Source organism: Bradyrhizobium embrapense (assembly GCF_001189235.2).
Lineage (GTDB): Bacteria > Pseudomonadota > Alphaproteobacteria > Rhizobiales > Xanthobacteraceae > Bradyrhizobium > Bradyrhizobium embrapense.
This window is the reverse complement of record NZ_LFIP02000014.1, coordinates 94,710-110,289: the sequence shown is the minus strand read 5'-3', so window position 1 is coordinate 110,289 and position 15,580 is coordinate 94,710. Positions and strand designations below refer to the sequence as shown.

The 15,580-nt window shown below is 57.2% G+C and carries 13 protein-coding genes; 1 reads left to right on the top strand and 12 read right to left on the bottom strand.

Annotated elements, in window-relative coordinates; translation table 11 throughout:
* Positions 1 to 326: 326 nt before the first annotated feature.
* From pyk to AKN83_RS35280, 5 genes are all read right to left on the bottom strand, one after another.
* Positions 327 to 1,739 carry a pyruvate kinase gene (gene pyk, locus AKN83_RS35300; protein WP_050399985.1) on the bottom strand — a complete coding sequence of 471 codons (1,413 nt, stop codon included), beginning with the start codon at positions 1,737 to 1,739 and terminating at the stop codon, positions 327 to 329.
* Between the two features lie 57 nt (positions 1,740 to 1,796).
* Positions 1,797 to 2,327 carry an Lrp/AsnC family transcriptional regulator gene (locus tag AKN83_RS35295; protein ID WP_063695686.1) on the bottom strand — a complete coding sequence of 177 codons (531 nt, stop codon included), beginning with the start codon at positions 2,325 to 2,327 and terminating at the stop codon, positions 1,797 to 1,799.
* 355 nt (positions 2,328 to 2,682) lie between these two features.
* Positions 2,683 to 4,461, bottom strand: coding sequence for an FAD-dependent oxidoreductase (locus tag AKN83_RS35290; protein WP_050399984.1), 1,779 nt, complete (start codon positions 4,459 to 4,461; stop codon positions 2,683 to 2,685).
* A 30-nt stretch (positions 4,462 to 4,491) separates the two neighbouring features.
* Complete coding sequence (locus AKN83_RS35285) at positions 4,492 to 5,322, bottom strand: phosphoenolpyruvate hydrolase family protein (RefSeq protein WP_050399983.1); 831 nt, start codon at positions 5,320 to 5,322, stop codon at positions 4,492 to 4,494.
* The gene (locus AKN83_RS35280; protein WP_050399982.1) at positions 5,309 to 6,559 is read right to left on the bottom strand and encodes a Tm-1-like ATP-binding domain-containing protein; all 1,251 of its coding nucleotides are present in this window, start codon (positions 6,557 to 6,559) and stop codon (positions 5,309 to 5,311) included. Before AKN83_RS35280 ends, AKN83_RS35285 begins: the two co-directional genes overlap by 14 nt.
* 166 nt (positions 6,560 to 6,725) lie before the next feature.
* Between AKN83_RS35280 and AKN83_RS35275 the strand changes: the two genes are divergently transcribed.
* Complete coding sequence (locus tag AKN83_RS35275; RefSeq protein ID WP_244522221.1) at positions 6,726 to 7,280, top strand: hypothetical protein; 555 nt, start codon at positions 6,726 to 6,728, stop codon at positions 7,278 to 7,280.
* Positions 7,281 to 8,685: 1,405 nt separating this feature from the next.
* Here the strand turns inward: AKN83_RS35275 and AKN83_RS35270 are convergent.
* From AKN83_RS35270 to AKN83_RS35240, 7 genes are all read right to left on the bottom strand, one after another.
* Entirely contained in the window at positions 8,686 to 9,714 is a 1,029-nt protein-coding gene (locus AKN83_RS35270) for an ABC transporter permease (protein WP_157113723.1), read from the bottom strand.
* Positions 9,695 to 11,236: a sugar ABC transporter ATP-binding protein gene (locus AKN83_RS35265; RefSeq protein ID WP_050399980.1), complete on the bottom strand. Its 1,542-nt coding sequence runs from the start codon at positions 11,234 to 11,236 to the stop codon at positions 9,695 to 9,697. Before AKN83_RS35265 ends, AKN83_RS35270 begins: the two co-directional genes overlap by 20 nt.
* Positions 11,233 to 12,195: an ABC transporter permease gene (locus AKN83_RS35260; RefSeq protein WP_050399979.1), complete on the bottom strand. Its 963-nt coding sequence runs from the start codon at positions 12,193 to 12,195 to the stop codon at positions 11,233 to 11,235. Before AKN83_RS35260 ends, AKN83_RS35265 begins: the two co-directional genes overlap by 4 nt.
* Before the next feature lie 66 nt (positions 12,196 to 12,261).
* Positions 12,262 to 12,552 (bottom strand): hypothetical protein, encoded by a 291-nt coding sequence (locus AKN83_RS35255; RefSeq protein WP_157113722.1) that lies wholly within the window; start codon positions 12,550 to 12,552, stop codon positions 12,262 to 12,264.
* A 69-nt stretch (positions 12,553 to 12,621) separates the two neighbouring features.
* Positions 12,622 to 12,999: a substrate-binding domain-containing protein gene (locus AKN83_RS35250; RefSeq protein ID WP_050399977.1), complete on the bottom strand. Its 378-nt coding sequence runs from the start codon at positions 12,997 to 12,999 to the stop codon at positions 12,622 to 12,624.
* 28 nt (positions 13,000 to 13,027) lie between these two features.
* Positions 13,028 to 13,435 carry a type 1 periplasmic-binding domain-containing protein gene (locus tag AKN83_RS35245; RefSeq protein ID WP_050399976.1) on the bottom strand — a complete coding sequence of 136 codons (408 nt, stop codon included), beginning with the start codon at positions 13,433 to 13,435 and terminating at the stop codon, positions 13,028 to 13,030.
* Positions 13,436 to 13,647: 212 nt separating this feature from the next.
* Positions 13,648 to 15,162, bottom strand: a complete 1,515-nt coding sequence (locus AKN83_RS35240) for an amidase (RefSeq protein ID WP_063695684.1) — start codon at positions 15,160 to 15,162, stop codon at positions 13,648 to 13,650.
* Between the last annotated feature and the right edge of the window lie 418 nt (positions 15,163 to 15,580).

The window sequence follows — 15,580 nt, the reverse complement described above, 5'->3', positions numbered from 1 at the left end:
CATATCTTAAATTTTTGCACGATGCTTACGTGCTAGCGGAATTCGTGAGGCTTACCCCCGTCGCGGCTGTGCGCCTCGCAGGGCCCACAGAGCAGTGGCCGGACGGCTACGTTAAGGTTGCGGGCAAGACACACAAAGTCGAAATCACAAGCATCCACGGCGGCAGGAAGCTTGGGGAGGAGTACAAGGGAATCGAACCCTCGTATTCAGGCTGGAAGGCTGATGCTGCCCTCGAACCCTATCAGCTCCTGGTCACACATGAATTTCAAGCATGGTCCATATGGCAATCTGGTCGCTTCCGGCAGTTCGATGCGAAGGACATTATCTTAACATACGACAACACGAAGGTTGTTGGTCGCGCCTCTAAGTCCGAACGGCACTCCAGAGACAACCACAGCCAAGTCGCCCGATCGAATGTAGCCTTCCTGGTGGGCGGCCGCCGAGGCGATCCGCGTCATCTCCTCATAACCGGAAGGGTCGCCGGACACGGCACTATGCACGCCCCACAACAAGCTCATGCGCCGTGCTACCCTCTCATCCGGAGTAAGGGCAAGGATCGGCACCGGCGGCCGGCTGCGCGAAATCCGAGCTGCAGTCGTCCCGCCGGCCGTAAAGCCGATGATGACCTTGGCGCCAACGGAGCCGGCAAGATCTGCGCCTCCGGCCGCGACAGCGTGGGCAGGGGTGTTCTCCACGTCAAGTCGAGAAGCGTCAATGAGGGACTGATAGAGGTGATGCCGTTCCGTGCTTTTGATGATGCGGTCCATCATGGCTACTGCTTCGACGGGGTAGGCCCCACTTGCCGATTCAGCAGACAGCATCACCGCATCCGCTCCATCATAAATGGCGGTCGCGACATCTGACGTTTCCGCGCGCCTCGGCGTCGGACCAGCCACCATGGAATCCAACATTTGCGTTGCGACGATGACGGACCTTCCGGCAAGCCGACCGGCGCGCACGAGCTCCTTCTGTCGGCCAGGCACCTCCTCTGGCGGGATTTCGACGCCAAGGTCACCACGCGCCACCATAACGCCGTCGGACAACCCAATGATGTCGTCAATGCGCTCGAGCGCCATCGGCGTCTCGATTTTCGCAATCAGACCTGCGGCCTCTCCGATCAGAGCGCGCGCCTCGATCAGGTCGGACGGTTTCTGAACAAAGGACAAGGCGACCCAATCGACTCCAAGATTGATGCCGAAGGCGAGGTCGGCCCGATCCTTCTTGGTGAGCGGAGAAAGATCGAGCATGGCCCCGGGTACGTTGACCCCCTTGTGGTCCGAGATCGCGCCTCCGACGACGACCTGCGCAACGATTTCTCCGTGTCCTGGTTCGGTGACCTTCAAGCGCACCCGGCCATCGTCAATGTGAAGTTCTTGTCCGGGATGGACAGCTGCAAAGATCTCCGGGTGAGGCAAAGGTATTGATTGCTTCTGCCCTTTCGTACCCTCGGTCACAAAGCGCACCGTTTCACCAGCACGCAAGACCAGGCCGCCTTCTTCAAGGGAGCCGATGCGGAGTTTTGGACCTTGGAGATCCTGCAGGATGCCTATCGGCCGACCGAATTCCCGCTCGAGTCCACGGATACACTCATAGGCTCTGGCATGGTCTTGATGGCTTCCGTGACTGAAGTTTAGCCGAAAGATATCTGCTCCGGAACGGTAGAGAGCACGGATCTTTTCAGATCCGGCGCTCGCCGGACCGATGGTTGCCACGATCTTGGCGTGACGCGAGCGACGCAATCGATTCCTCCAATGAACGAGTGCTATCAATCTAGGGACCACGTCCAACGCAACGATTTAAAGACCGCGTTCGGCGGCAGTTGAGCAGCTGGTGACCTCTTCGTCAGTCGCTCGACACCATGCGATGGACGTGATTGGTAAGGTGAATCCTGCCTTGAACCGATCCATGACAATCATTGTTTCAAGGCGCTTTATGTCTGAGCTTTCGTCTGTCAGATGCCTGGCAAACTGCTCGTAATCTTCCATATCGTTGACTGTGACGAGCAAGACGATGTCAGCCAAACCTGTAACGTAGAATGCGCTCATCACTTCCGGCATCTTGCGAATTTTACGCTTTAGGCGATCAACGGTGTCGGCCCGAGCGCGCTCCAAGCAAATGAGAACCACGGCCGTCACATTTCGTCCAATTGCTTTTGGAGAAATGATGGAAACGTCCGCTTCTATTATTCCCCTGGATCTAAGCCGCTTCAGCCGACGCTGAACTCCGGATGCAGACAGGCCGACTTTCCCTCCGAGTTGTTCACTACAGAGGCGATTATCTCGTTGGAGGAGGTCAAGAAGACGAAAATCGATCTTGTCGAGTTGCATCACTGCCTCGCGGCCAGTGGACTGCGATCGGCCCGGGAAAGCAGACGACTGCGCAGCTCGTCCCGACGTCTTCGGTTCTCCGCCACGCAGCCGACCTGTTGGACGATCAATGTCTGTCATATGCCCTGGAACACTTATCTAAGCTCTGCTCCTTGCAAGACATCGAAAAGCTGCGGCGATCCTCGTCTTCCCCGCGGCTCAGTACGCTCGATCCCGGCCGCTACCTCGTCAATCCGGCGGGCCGGTCCCCACATCTGCCAAGAGCTTGTGATGGAAAGCGGACCGACCTACCATCCCGTCAATCCGCGCGGTCGGCTCCGAACACATGATCCCTGCCAAGCCGGTGCGTTGACAGTCAAGCTCCGGAAGCGACCGCTTTTTGCTCCTGGTCAGTGGACAGCACCATTGCGTTGACAGTCCGATATGCGAACACGATCGCGGGACCGATTGTTATGCCTGCGCCGGGATAGATTCCGCGCATCGGCGAAGTCATGTCGTTGCCGCAGGCGTAAAGACCCCTGATTGCGTCGCCTTGTGCATCAAGAACGTTTCCATAACTGTCGGTCGCCAACCCGCTCGCCGTGCCAAGCGTTGCCGGAACGATCGGCAACGCGATGAACGGTCCGTTTTTGATTGGCCCAAGGTTTGGATTTGTTGCCATGGTCGGATCGCCGAGCGTGCGATTGAAAGCCGATTCCCCGCGCTTAAATAAGGGATCCCGTCCTTGGGCGGCATGCGCGTTGTGTTCTTCGATCGTCTTTTGCAGCACAACGGAATCCAGTTCCAGCTGCTTTGCGAGCTCGGCAATCGTGCGGCCTGCCTTGATGTAGCCGAGGCGGACGTATTTTCCGATGCTCAAGGTCCAGGGCCATGGCAGCAAGTGTCCCATGCCTCTCAATCGTACGAACTTCTGATCGCAGATGAAGTAGAACCGCTTATCTGCTGGATATCCGTTTTCAAACATTGCCAGGCAAATATCGTGGTACGAATTCGATTCGTTGACGAAACGTCTGCCATTCGGGCCAACTGCAATGACCCCAGGACGGCCGCGATCGAGCCAGCCGTACGGGACAATTTGCGAGCCGCTCGCGCGTTTCAAGATCGACACCGGGGTCCAGAAACCGGCGGATGCAACATCTTTGTCGATGGCGGCTCCTAGCGCGGTTGCAAGTCCAATGCCGTCGCCCTGGACGTCGGCATGGGCCAACGTAAGATCATGCTGGTGTGCACCACTGAGGTCGGCCCTCAACTGCGCATTCCCGGCAAAGCCACCAGATGCGAGAATAACGCCACGCGAGGCACGCACGCGAGTGTCCAGATTGAACCGCCTGACAACGGCACCCGTGACGCGCCCGCCTTCCTTGCTGAGTTCGAGGGCTGGAGAAGATGGCCAGATCTCTACATCATACTTGCGCAAGCTCACGAGCAGCCGCGCGATCAAGGCATTTCCTCCGCTGAGCTCAGTGCCACGCCTGAAACTCAGCCGATCCCGTGCATAGCGGCTCAGGCGAGTTAAAACGTGCTTGAACGAGGCAACAGATTGGAAAGGGTTGAGGAAGCTTCTTACCTCACTCGATGAGATCATCATGCCCCCGAGCAGAACCCGAATGGGGTCGCCAATCAGATCAAAGTCCTTGCCTAGAAGCCGCCCATCATAAGGAGCAGGGCTCAGAGCACGGCCCCTGTCAACGCCGCCAATTTGGCTCGAGTGATAATCGGGCGTAGAGGCCAGCGTGAACTTGACATCCGTCCCGTTCTCGAGCGCTGCCAACGCCGGCGGACCGTCCTGAAGAAAGGCGTCGATGAATTCAGCGCGGTAGTATTTGCCAAGTTCATGCTGCAGGTAGGTGCTGGCATTGTTGATGGAATCATTGATGTTTGCAGTACGCGCCTGAGCAGAACGAGGAACCCAGATCATGCCATTCGACAAGGCTGTCGTGCCGCCAAGTCGCGGAGATTTCTCGCATACTATTACGCGAAGGCCGGCTTTTGCCGCAAACAGCGCAGCTGACAAGCCCGCGGCACCGCTGCCGATCACGAGGACATCTGTTTCCCGGTCCTGCCCCGGTCTAGCCACCTCTTTGGAGACGAAAGCGATCGGATCAGATTTAGCACGATTAATTTGCGTGTTCATGCGGCCTCGCTGCACGTGATGCAGTGAACGTCAATGAGTTTGCGGAAGTGGAGCAGCTTTGAATTCCGCCACCGCTGCTTTCACCGCGCGCTCGATTGGAATTCTCTCGATTGACGATGCGCCAACAAAGCCGACACATTCAGTCGCCCGATAGACCTCGATCGTATCTTCAGGTTCGGCAATTGCCCCACCATGGCAGAGCGAGAGCACGTCCGGCCGAACGCTTCGCGCCGCTGCGTTGATCTCGTTGATGCGTCGGATCGCATCCTTTATGGATTGCCCGTCCTCGTGACCGACGAGCCCACCCCGCGTTGCGCCGACATGGGGGACGATGCAGTCGGCGCCTGCACTTGCCATCGCCTTGGCGTCCTGCGGGCTTGCGACATAGGCGAGCGAGAAGATATTCTTCTTGCGCGCGCAAGCGATCAGTTCGACCTCGCGTTCAAAGCCGAGTCCGACGCGGCCGCGGCGCTCACGCCAGTTGTCACCCATGGTGGAGATCGTCGGATAGTTGATGACGCCGGAAAACCCAGCAGCCCAGAATTTGTCCAAGAGGACATCGAGATCGAGCCGAAGAGGATCCCAAGCCTCGATGCCGCCGACCACCGGCACGGACGACACCACGTTACGAATTTCCGCCGCGAGCTCCAATGTGCGTGCGTTGGAATCACCAATCCGGCTGGTCGGAAGCCCCATCAGACGCGACAGGCCGGTCGAGTAGACCACCAGCATGTCGGCACCTCCAAGGACGGCGCATTTGGCGACCAGGCCACAGCTACTTCCTGCCGCGAGAATTGCTTTTCGCTCCGCCACCTGTCCTTCAATCCTGGAAAGAATCTCACTTCGCTCAAACATCCGCATCGGATGAACCTCCTTGCGTGAGTTGTTCCAGAACCCAGGCCGCGGCTGCCTCGGCGAACTCGCCATCGTTGATGTGACAGTTCAGGTCGCGCACCGTCACGTGCGCGGGGAGATCTGCCTTGACCGCGTCGAGCCAAGCCTTGTCGGCCTCGGGATCGTGGAAAATGCCGCCTTGGCGGTCGTAATCGGACACGCCTTTCGCCGGCCAAAGGACAATAGTTGGCCCTTTTGCTCGCGAGAGCCGTTCGGCCGTGAGACGGCCAATGCTCGCATTCTCACACGCAGTTGTGCGCATGAGCGTCGTGTAAGGCGTATGGGCATGAAATCGGCGTCCGCGAAACCGATCAGGAACGCTCGATGGCAGGCCAAAATTGACCATATCGACCGCGCCAGGCGCAATCACTTGCGGTATCCCTTGCTTCGACGCTGCTTTCAGTCGATCCGGGCCGGCGCTCGCGGAGCCTCCGACGATTTCGTCTGCGAGCTCTGTGGTGGTCAAATCAATGACGGCGTCGAATTCACCAGCCGCGATCAGCTGCTCCATTTTGCGGCCGCCCGCCCCGTTCGCTGGAAAGACGATCGCGTCTAGCCCACCGTCAGCAAGCCGCGCCGCGCACTGATTTACCGCGGGCGTTGTCACGCCGAAGGCGGTGATCGCGACGATCTTCTTGTCTCGTCCAGTCTTGATGGGGGCATAGCGCATGGCGGCAACGGCCCGTCCGGCATTCTCGAGCACTCTTCTGGTAAAGACGTTGATGCCGAAGAGATCGACCAGCGTCGGATAAAGGATGATGTCATTGTGAGTGGCCAATTCAGCGAGTAGCGCCGGCCTCGCGCTGCTTACGAGAAGCTTCGGAAAGCCATAGGGCAGGTTAGACACGACCTCGGCGTAAACCGCGCTCCCCTTGCCGCCCGCAACTCCGACAATCGCGCTGATCGTTGCCGATCGGAGAAGATCGCCAACCTTTGCGCGCGTGCTTTCCGCAATCTGCTTCAGCAGTTCGGCGGGCGCCTTTGTATCGGCCTGTTTGTCGCCGTCATCTCTCTTCGTGCCGACGTCAATGAGGATGGTCTTGCGACCACACGCCTCGATCAGGTCCGCAAGATAAGACGCCTCGCGGCCCTTGGTATCCAGCGTGGCAACGATCGCAACAGCGTCCGTGATGAATCCGGTCGGCTGTCCAGCAAGCTTACCATCCCGGCCCGACCTTCGGTCGTCCGTGCAATGGTGTGACACGATCTTCCTCCCAGACCATTCCTTACAACAGACGGTCTAGACCCGGCTTTACCCGCGTATAAGATCGGTGAGGCGACCAAATGGGTAATATTGGGTAGAAGCGATGAGGGCGAGAGCTACCGGCAAACTTGCCATACACATGTCGGCCATAGCTAAAGGACCACAATTGCAGGTCTACGCCCCGTCTTTGCGTAGCCTTCCAAACGGCTCCCTGCTGGTCATGGCGACCTTGCCGATCCTCGACTGGAACGAGTGTCTTTTGCGAGACCTGCGAAGCCTCAACAAAGCAACGTCCGCGCCTCATGTCTATGCGGCGATATTGATGATCGACCCCTTCGCGTGCTGGGAGGACATTGCCGAATCGTTGAAAGATGCCGGCATCGCCGGGGTTGCCAATTTCCCGCCCGCATCTTTGATCGAGCGGTCGGCAGCGGGCGTACCTATTGATGCCGCACAGGAGCTCGAACTTCGGCGGATGGAATGGTTCACGAGCCTTGGATTCAAGGCGCTGTTCGCCATCGCCAGCGATTCTGAAATTACCGCGGCCGAGAAGCGACTTGGTGCCCATCTGGAGGGGCTCATCCATCTACCAGAGGAAGCTCTTACACGGACGATGAGCGAGGAGATGGAGCTAGTAAGCCTTGGCCTGCATGGATCGACATTACCGATGTTCGCGCTTTTGGACGGAAGCGCATCGAAACGGCAAACCTCAGCGACGTGACGAGCCGGACCGCTACTCTATGATCCGCAAGCTTTTTCATTTTTTGCAGAGGATTTTCTTAGAAGCCCGTTAGGACTGGCCACTTGTCCGCAAGATTCATACTTGCTGAGTAGACGCATTGTCCGGCTTAGCCGGTGCGGACGCGATCAATTGGGGGCCCCAAGACGCCTGCTACGAGCCGGAAGCACAGACGGCTCGGGATCGGAAGGCTGGGTCATGATGCGTTTCCACGGAATCGCATCATAATCTCATCTCTTTGTTTGAGCATGATTTTTTCGGAAAACCGGTTTCCACTTTTCCGGATCATGCTCGTGGCTCTGCGACGGGGTTGCAGCACTCGGCATCCAGATAGCGCGCTTCCAAAGGACGATCTCGCGAGCGTGCTTCAAGGCTCGCGAGGGCCGGATGCATTTGTCACATCCCTCCGGCGCCGCTCGCCGTGAACACTTTGGGTCAATGACTGTTCGCCGCCCGCGATTTTCGCTCACTGCGTTCGTGTAAGGGCGTATTTTTCAGGGTGACTACTTGCCGCGGGCGGTCGATCTTGCCGGCGATCACCTCGCCATCACTGCCGCAAAAATGGCGGCATGTCGCCTGTCAAAAAAACACCGCTGCCGGATTTCTCCGGCAGCGGCTCAAGTCTCGGGAGAAAGCAGACGAACCGGTCTGCCAGCGGACCCAAGAGATCACACCCAGGAGATCAGACCCAGGAGATCAGACCTAAGAGGTCAGAGCGGATTTTTGGTTGCCGATTGCTATTATTCAGACGATGGCCCAAGCGGTCACTGCCGCGCGACCAGCATCTGGGTAGCGTTGGGTAACCGACCGTATAAGACGCAACTCTCATCCTGGTCTGACGCGACAGCTAGTTAGCCGCGTCCTGGAAGCACGAGCTTGCGGAGTCGCACGGGGAGAATAACAATGCTCGCCGGCACTCCGGTCCCACGCGGCTGTCAAAGAGCAGCGGGTACTTCGCCGCCACGAGGCCGGGCTAGCCTATTCCCAATTCAAAGGGGACTGGCGGCAAACGCGCGCTCGAGCAGCAACCGGCCATGTATCGAAGAGAGATCTCAAGGGGGCCGATCGCTAACTTCGTTACCGACGTCAATCCCGCACGCGCATGCTCGAGGCGATGCATCGTGTCGGCAAGCTCATCTGATAGCATTTAAGATGACACCGAGCCGGCAGCAAGTTGGACAGGCATTCGACGGCCGCATCTAGATGCGGAGCGCTCGGCGCGCTATTCGATTCCGCCACCGCCAGGGCGTCATTGTCGGCTGTCCGGATCTTCTGACCAACATCGCGAGCAATCCAGGCCGCTACCATTTTCGTCACCACGCGCGTCTATATCAGCTGAGTCAGATGCAGGCGGTTCTCCGTTCAATATCGCCATGACAATGCTGGATTATTTAATAAAGGCTAGCCGAGATCGATCCAGAGTTATTGTAACAGACAGAACGACGATGAGCCCCGTCACCATGATTTGCAGGTAAGTATGCACGCCCGCGATATTGAGACCATTTTGCAGTACGGCGATCACCAGAACGCCAGTCAGGGTGCGATGGACTCCCCCCGCCCCTCCAGATAGCGCAGTTCCGCCCATGACGACCGCGGCGATCGCCTGAAGCAAAAGATCATCACCCATACGCGAGGTTCCGGTTGATGTTCGCGCGACGAGCAGCAAGCCCGCAACGCCGCAAAGCATTCCGCAGACAACAAACGCGATCGCTTTGGTGCGAAGGACGTCAATGCCTGAAAGTCGCGCGGTCAGGCCGCCTCCCCCGATCGCAAACAAGGCTCTTCCGAAGTGGCTTCTCGCACCGACAAAAGAAGCCACAGCAAAAATGAGGAGCGCCCAAACTCCGGAGTTCGGAATACGGCCGATCATGGAGCCGGAAGCAATCCATGTGAGGTTCGGGCTCTGGAAAAACACATTGCCGCCCCCGCTGATCCACGTAGAAATGCCGCCAAGAATAGTCATCGAGCTTAATGTGGCGACGAACGACGGGAGCCGGAGACGAAGAACGAGCGTAGCATTTACAAGACCACAAAGCGCTCCCATGCCTGCCGCAGCGAAGGCTATCCCGGTTGCACCGACATCGAAGTCACGGATCAGAACCGCAGATGAAATGGCCACGAGTGTCACAATGGCTCCTACGGAAAGATCGAGTGATCCCATAAGAATGACAAACGTAATGCCCGTTGAAACGATCAGCAGGATCGAGGATTGCCGCATCAGGTTGAAAAGATTTATCCAACTTAGAAAGCGCGGGTTGATCAGCGCGAACACCACAACCATTGCCATCAGCAGCAACAATGGCCCGAGCGCATTTATGATGACACGGCGACGATCATAAAACTGGGCGATCGGCAATTTTCCTTCTGCAACTGGTCTCGACCCAGCCGTTTGCGGCTCATACCATGTGTTGGACAAGTTCCTGCTCCGTTGGCTTATTGTCGGCAGGCGCGCTGCACTCGAACTGAAGTTCTCCGTCTCGCATCACGAGGATCCGGTTTGACATTCCAATCAGCTCGGGCAGATCGTCCGTAACCAGAAGAATAGCTACCCCCTCCTCAGCCAAGTCCCTCAGAACGCTGTAGATCTCTTGCTTGCCGCCGACGTCGACGCCCCGCGTGGGATTGTCGAGGACGAGCACTTGAACGTTTCGGGCCAGCCATTTGGCTATCACCACCTTCTGTTGATTGCCGCCGGAAAGGAACTGGCAAAGCTGCGTTGGTCCATTGCATCTCACACGCAAGCGATTGATGTACTTTTCGGCCAGACGCCTCTCTCGGGAGCGGGAAAGGAACCCAGAGAGGCTTGAGACGAGCGGAAGCGAGGCCAACGACATATTTGCCTGAACCGACATGTAAGGCACGATGCCTTCGCTCTTGCGTTCCTTGGGTACGAAACCCACCCCACGCTTGATCGCCGCTTTACCACGTCCGCGAAGCGGCAAGACTTCGCCGCCCAATTCCACGGTACCATTTGGGGGAAAGGGTTCAAAACCGACGACGGCCCTGGCAACAGCCTCTTTGCCGCATCCGACGAGACCGCCAATTCCAAGGACCTCACCTTTGCGAATCTCAAAGCTCACATTCTTGACGTTTTGGCCGCTCAGACCATGAGCTGAAATCGCGATTGGCGCCCCGACCAGGCTTAGCTGGCGCGTTTCCATGAAGTATTCGTCGTCTCGTATTCGTCCAACCATCGCCCGATGAAGGCTTTGTTCGGAAATCTCTTCTCCTGCGAACTCGCCGACATTTCGCCCGTCCTTGAACACGCAAATGCGGTCGCACAGCTCCACATATTCCACAAGACGGTGAGTGATAAGAACGAATGACGCGCGACGGCGGTATCGACGAATCGATTCAAAGAGAATCTTGATCTCTCGCTCGCCGATTGCCGCAGTCGGTTCGTCGAGCAGGATGATTGGGTGATCGATGTGGAAATGCTCGGCCAACGCGAACGCCTTGGCAATCTCGATCATCTGCCGATCATGGAAAGCGTAATCGCCCGTGCGGCGGCGCGGATCGATGTAGCCAAGACCGAGATTTTGGAGGTGTCTTTCGCTCACGGCTATCATCGCATCTCGGTCGACGATGCCTATCCGACTGGTAAAGCAGGGTTCTAAAGAGAGGAATATATTTTCGTAGACAGCCAGGCTTGGAATAAGGGCCTGCTCCTGGAAGACCATCGAAATTCCGGCCTCAACGGCATGGGTATAGCTTAGGGGCCTGAAGCTCTTGCCAAATAGTCTCATACTTCCAGCATTCGGTGCATGGATGCCGGCAATCATTTTGAGTGTGGTTGATTTGCCTGCCCCATTTTCGCCGGCAATACCAACAATCTCATTGGGAAACACATCGAGATCGATGCCTTCAACCACGGCAATGCCATTGAAGCGCTTCGAGGCGTTACGCATTGAGTAGATCGGCGCGGCCACGCCATTCATTTCACGTCCTCCGCGCTCGCTCGCCGCGTGTTCAGAAGAACGGCCAGCAGAATGACGGTTCCTTGAATGATTGTTTGCAGATAGGGCGGCAAAGCGAGAATGTTCATGACGTCTGAAAAAGTCGTTATGAAAGGAACCCCGATGATCGTCAGGCGCACGTTGCCAGAGCCACCCGTAATCGCGGTTCCGCCAACGACCACCGCGGTGATCGTATCGAGAGTCATATAACTGCCCATTGTGACAGTGGCGGATCCTAGACGCGCCGCCAACAGGACGCCGGCAAGACCGGCGAGAAGGCCTGACAATGCAAACGCCTGGACTTTTATCGCATTGACCCTCACTCCCATGAGGACAGCAATTTGCTCGTCGCTACCGATCGCAAGCGTCATTCGCCCAAAACGCGTGCGATCACCTATGAGGACTGCAGCACCATAGATCACCGCCGAGATCAGCACCGCATTGGGGACCACAATCGCCAGTGCGCCTTGGGCTATATCGATTACGGCTGGGTTCGATACGGATAATGACCGGCCATCTGAAATGAAGAGCACCGCCCCTGAAATGGTTGTTGCGGTTCCAAGCGTTACCAGAATCGAGGGGATTCTGAGGTGGACATAGACCAGCCCATTGATCGCACCAAACACCAAGCCGACCACGCAGGCGATGGGAACCGACCATAGACCCAGATCTGGTGATAGGCGCGCGACCAACATACCGCAAAAGCTGGCAACAGCTCCGATGGACAGGTCGATCGAGCCCATTAGGATTACAAAGGTTGCGCCGATGGATGCGAGCAAAAGGACAGAACTCGATAGTTCAATAGCCCTGATATTTGCGAGCGTTCCGAACGACGGAGCCACGAGACCAAACGCTGCAATCGCAAGCATGAAGACGAAGATGGTTATGGCCCGCCGCCCTAACTCGCCATCCCTGCACCCGGCCCGCGCCGCTTGTAGCATTTTTGCGATCCATCAAAAGCGAGGTAAACATGATGCCCCTCTCGATGGAGAGGGGCATCCACGGCGTCACTCGGGGATACGCTGATGATAGTGATTATTATACTCCGCCTTGAGCTGATCGACGCAACCTTCGTCGACGGCATCTTGATAAGCCTTCGGGAACTTATATCCGGCCGGCGTACGAGCTCCCCAATACGTCTTCACATCGATCGGCCACACATAGTTTTGAGCATCCCAATCGTCGGGATGAAGAACCCGCGACATCTTTCTCCAATCAAACGGAAGCTTCTCGCCGGCGAGAAACGCTTGATACTTGTCTACATTTTGAGCGGTTATCAGCGTGGCTCCCGTATACATCATGCGCTCGCACGGGCCCGGCTTAAATCCTTTGGCAACATCGTATGCACGCACCAGTGCAAAACCCGCCTACCACTGCGGGGTAAAGCCCATTGTCGCAAGAATGCGACCTTCCTTTACCAGCTTGAGGGTTTCTCGATTGCCATCTAGGCCGACGATCGGAATGCGCATACCAGCATCTTCGACGGCTTGCATCGCGCCCAGTGCGATCGAGTCGTTTTGCCCGAAGACAGCGTCAATCTTGGAGTGCGCCACCAACAGGTCTTCCATGACTTTGCGAGCGTCAACCTGATTCCATTTTCCAGGCTGGCGGGCGATGAGCTTGATATTGGGGTATTCGGCTAGCGCTTTATCGAAGCCCGCAGTTCTGGAGATGTCCGCATCCACCCCTGGAAAACCAGTAATGTGCGCGACGTTGCCTTTTCCGCCGATCTTGTCAAAAAGCAACTTTGCGATTCTATAGCTGTTTTCGACGTCATCGGGCGAGAAACGTCGCGAAAGCGTAGTTATCTAACCCCGCGTCCAAAGGATGGAAGCCAGGCAACGACTCCCAAACAGCAACATGCACCGCACCGACTTTCTTGGCCATCTCGACGATGGGCTTTATGTTCGCCGCAACGAGATTTTCGCCGAACGTGATCCTGACACCTGCGCCGAATTGGGCCTCATAGATTTCGATTTGCTTTGCGGCATCACCTTTGCCGGAAAGGATGCGATAGTTCAGACCGAGGGCTTTTGCGGCTTGTTCGGCACCTTGCGACCAGTTGTTGAAATACTCATTTTCTAGTGTCGACACTTCGGATAGGACGTCCTCGGCAATCGCGTTGCCGGCAGCTCCCAGGAATGCCACGGTCGCAAGAAAGCAAGTCGATATTCTACGCATTGATGCACCCTCCTCGTATTGGTTTGCTGTAGATGATTGGCCTTTCTTTCAATCCGTCTGCTAGCCAAGCCATTACGTATTGGCGACCGACGAATTCGACGCTCATAGCGGGTTTGCCTAACGTCGGAACGGGCCATCCCAGCGACGCGCGGAGCTCCACAACATGCCGCGGACACCACGATGGTCTGTTGTCGTCAACGACATTGCCCTGGTCACATCTTCTTCCAGTCCCCGATCCGTTCGAACGCGTGCGCCACCTTATAGATGGTGGTCTCGTCGAAGTGGCGGCCAACAAGCATAAGGCCGACGGGCAGGCCATCCAGCATTCCGCACGGCAGCGACATCGCTGGATGATGCGTGATGTTGAACGGAGCGGTGTTGGTGAACATCTCCGTCGCGCGAGTGATGTAATCCTTGCGGCTGGCATCATGGGGAGGAAGTTGCGTTGCCTTCATGGGCGTCGTCGGCAGAAGAAGGAGATCGTGGTCCTTAAGGACCCGGTCGTAAGCTGCGCTCAGACGGCGAGAGACGTTGACGGCCTTGCCGTAGAAGCGGGGCCCGTACGTGTTGTTCACATAGGTGCCGAGCAACAGGAACAACTTGGCCTGCTCTGACAGGAGGTCCGCCTTCTGTCGCCAACCTCGATGGAAGTCCATGAGTGACAGTGAGAAGAGGTCTGATCGGCTAGTACCGAAGCCGTCACCAAACATCATCGTCTGTGTGGCGCCCTCGGTGCCGATCGGCGTCCAGATTGCCGCGCCTTGCAGGTGCATTGGCACAGAGATCGTCTCAACCGAGGCCCCGAGATCCTTGAAGCGCTTGGCCGCTTCACGAACCACTGTATTGACATCGGCTTCCGCCCCCGGCTGCTCAAAACCCTCCTTCAGCACGCCGATCTTCAATCCGCTGATGCTTTGACCGAGTACTTTGGTATATTGTTCGACTTTCGGCGCTTTGATGCGTGGATCGTACCCGTCGTCTCCAGCGATTACTTCCAATAGCAAGGCGTTGTCGGCGACCGTTGCGGTCATGGGGCCGGCGTGGTCGAGCGTCAACTCATTGGGCATGATGCCGGTATAGGGGACAAGACCCCAGGTGGGCTTCATGCCGTAGATGCCGCAAAACGACGACGGCATACGTATCGAGCCGCCCTGGTCGCCGCCGATTGCCATATCGGCTTCGCCAAGCGCCACGACAACGGCCGAACCCGAAGACGAACCGCCCGCAGAGTAGCCCATCCTATGAGGATTATGCACCGGTCCGAGCGCACCAGTGTGGCTTCCACCGGATGTACAGAAGCATTCGCAATGAACCTTACCTGCGATCTCGGCGCCCGCATCGAGCATCCGAGTGACAATGGTTGCGTCGATGTCTGGGACGAATCCTTCGAGCGTCGCCGAGCCGTTCATCATTGGCACTCCAGCCAACATGACGTTATCTTTCAGAGCGACGGTCTTGCCCTTGAGTTTTCCACTCGGCGCACCCTCGACTCTCGCCTTGCGGTACCAAGCGTTATGCAGATTTTCTTCCGGCGGTGGTTGATACCCCGGGGTGCGTGGATATTTTACCGGAGGCAACTCATCCGGAACGGCTTCGATGTATCTGTAGGCCTCGAGGGATTCGTTGATAAGTCCGCGGAAGGAGACGACATCCTCGTCAGTTAGCGAAAGACCGCATTGTGAGGCGACATCTCGCAACTGCGCGGGCGTGGGCGGGACAATTGACATTGGGCGCTCCTGCAATCTCAAGGGCAGACCCACTCTGCGATGGGCTCAATTCGGCAAGGCTAGTCGACTGCAGGTTGGCCGGACCTGACTTCGGCTGCCCTCAGTGGGTAAATCTGGGTAATTTTGCCAAGAAAGTGGCAAGGTGGAGCAGAATTTTCGCACGCGTGCCGTCTGAACTTCTTGTTCGGCGCCGGGCCGGGGTGGCGATGGACCAAGGGGAAATGCCATGCCGAATCGTAGATGCGACGCCATAACCGGCGCGGCAAAAGCCCTGCGGGCCGGCCATCGCCGCTGCCGACGTGAACGCATTGTTCAAAAAAGAAGAGAAAAGGAGCGTGCGCCAGGCGGCAGGCAAGCTCGTCCGCTACGCGTCAGAGCACCTAACAAAATGAAGAGCCGAAAAACCCGTATGGCCCGA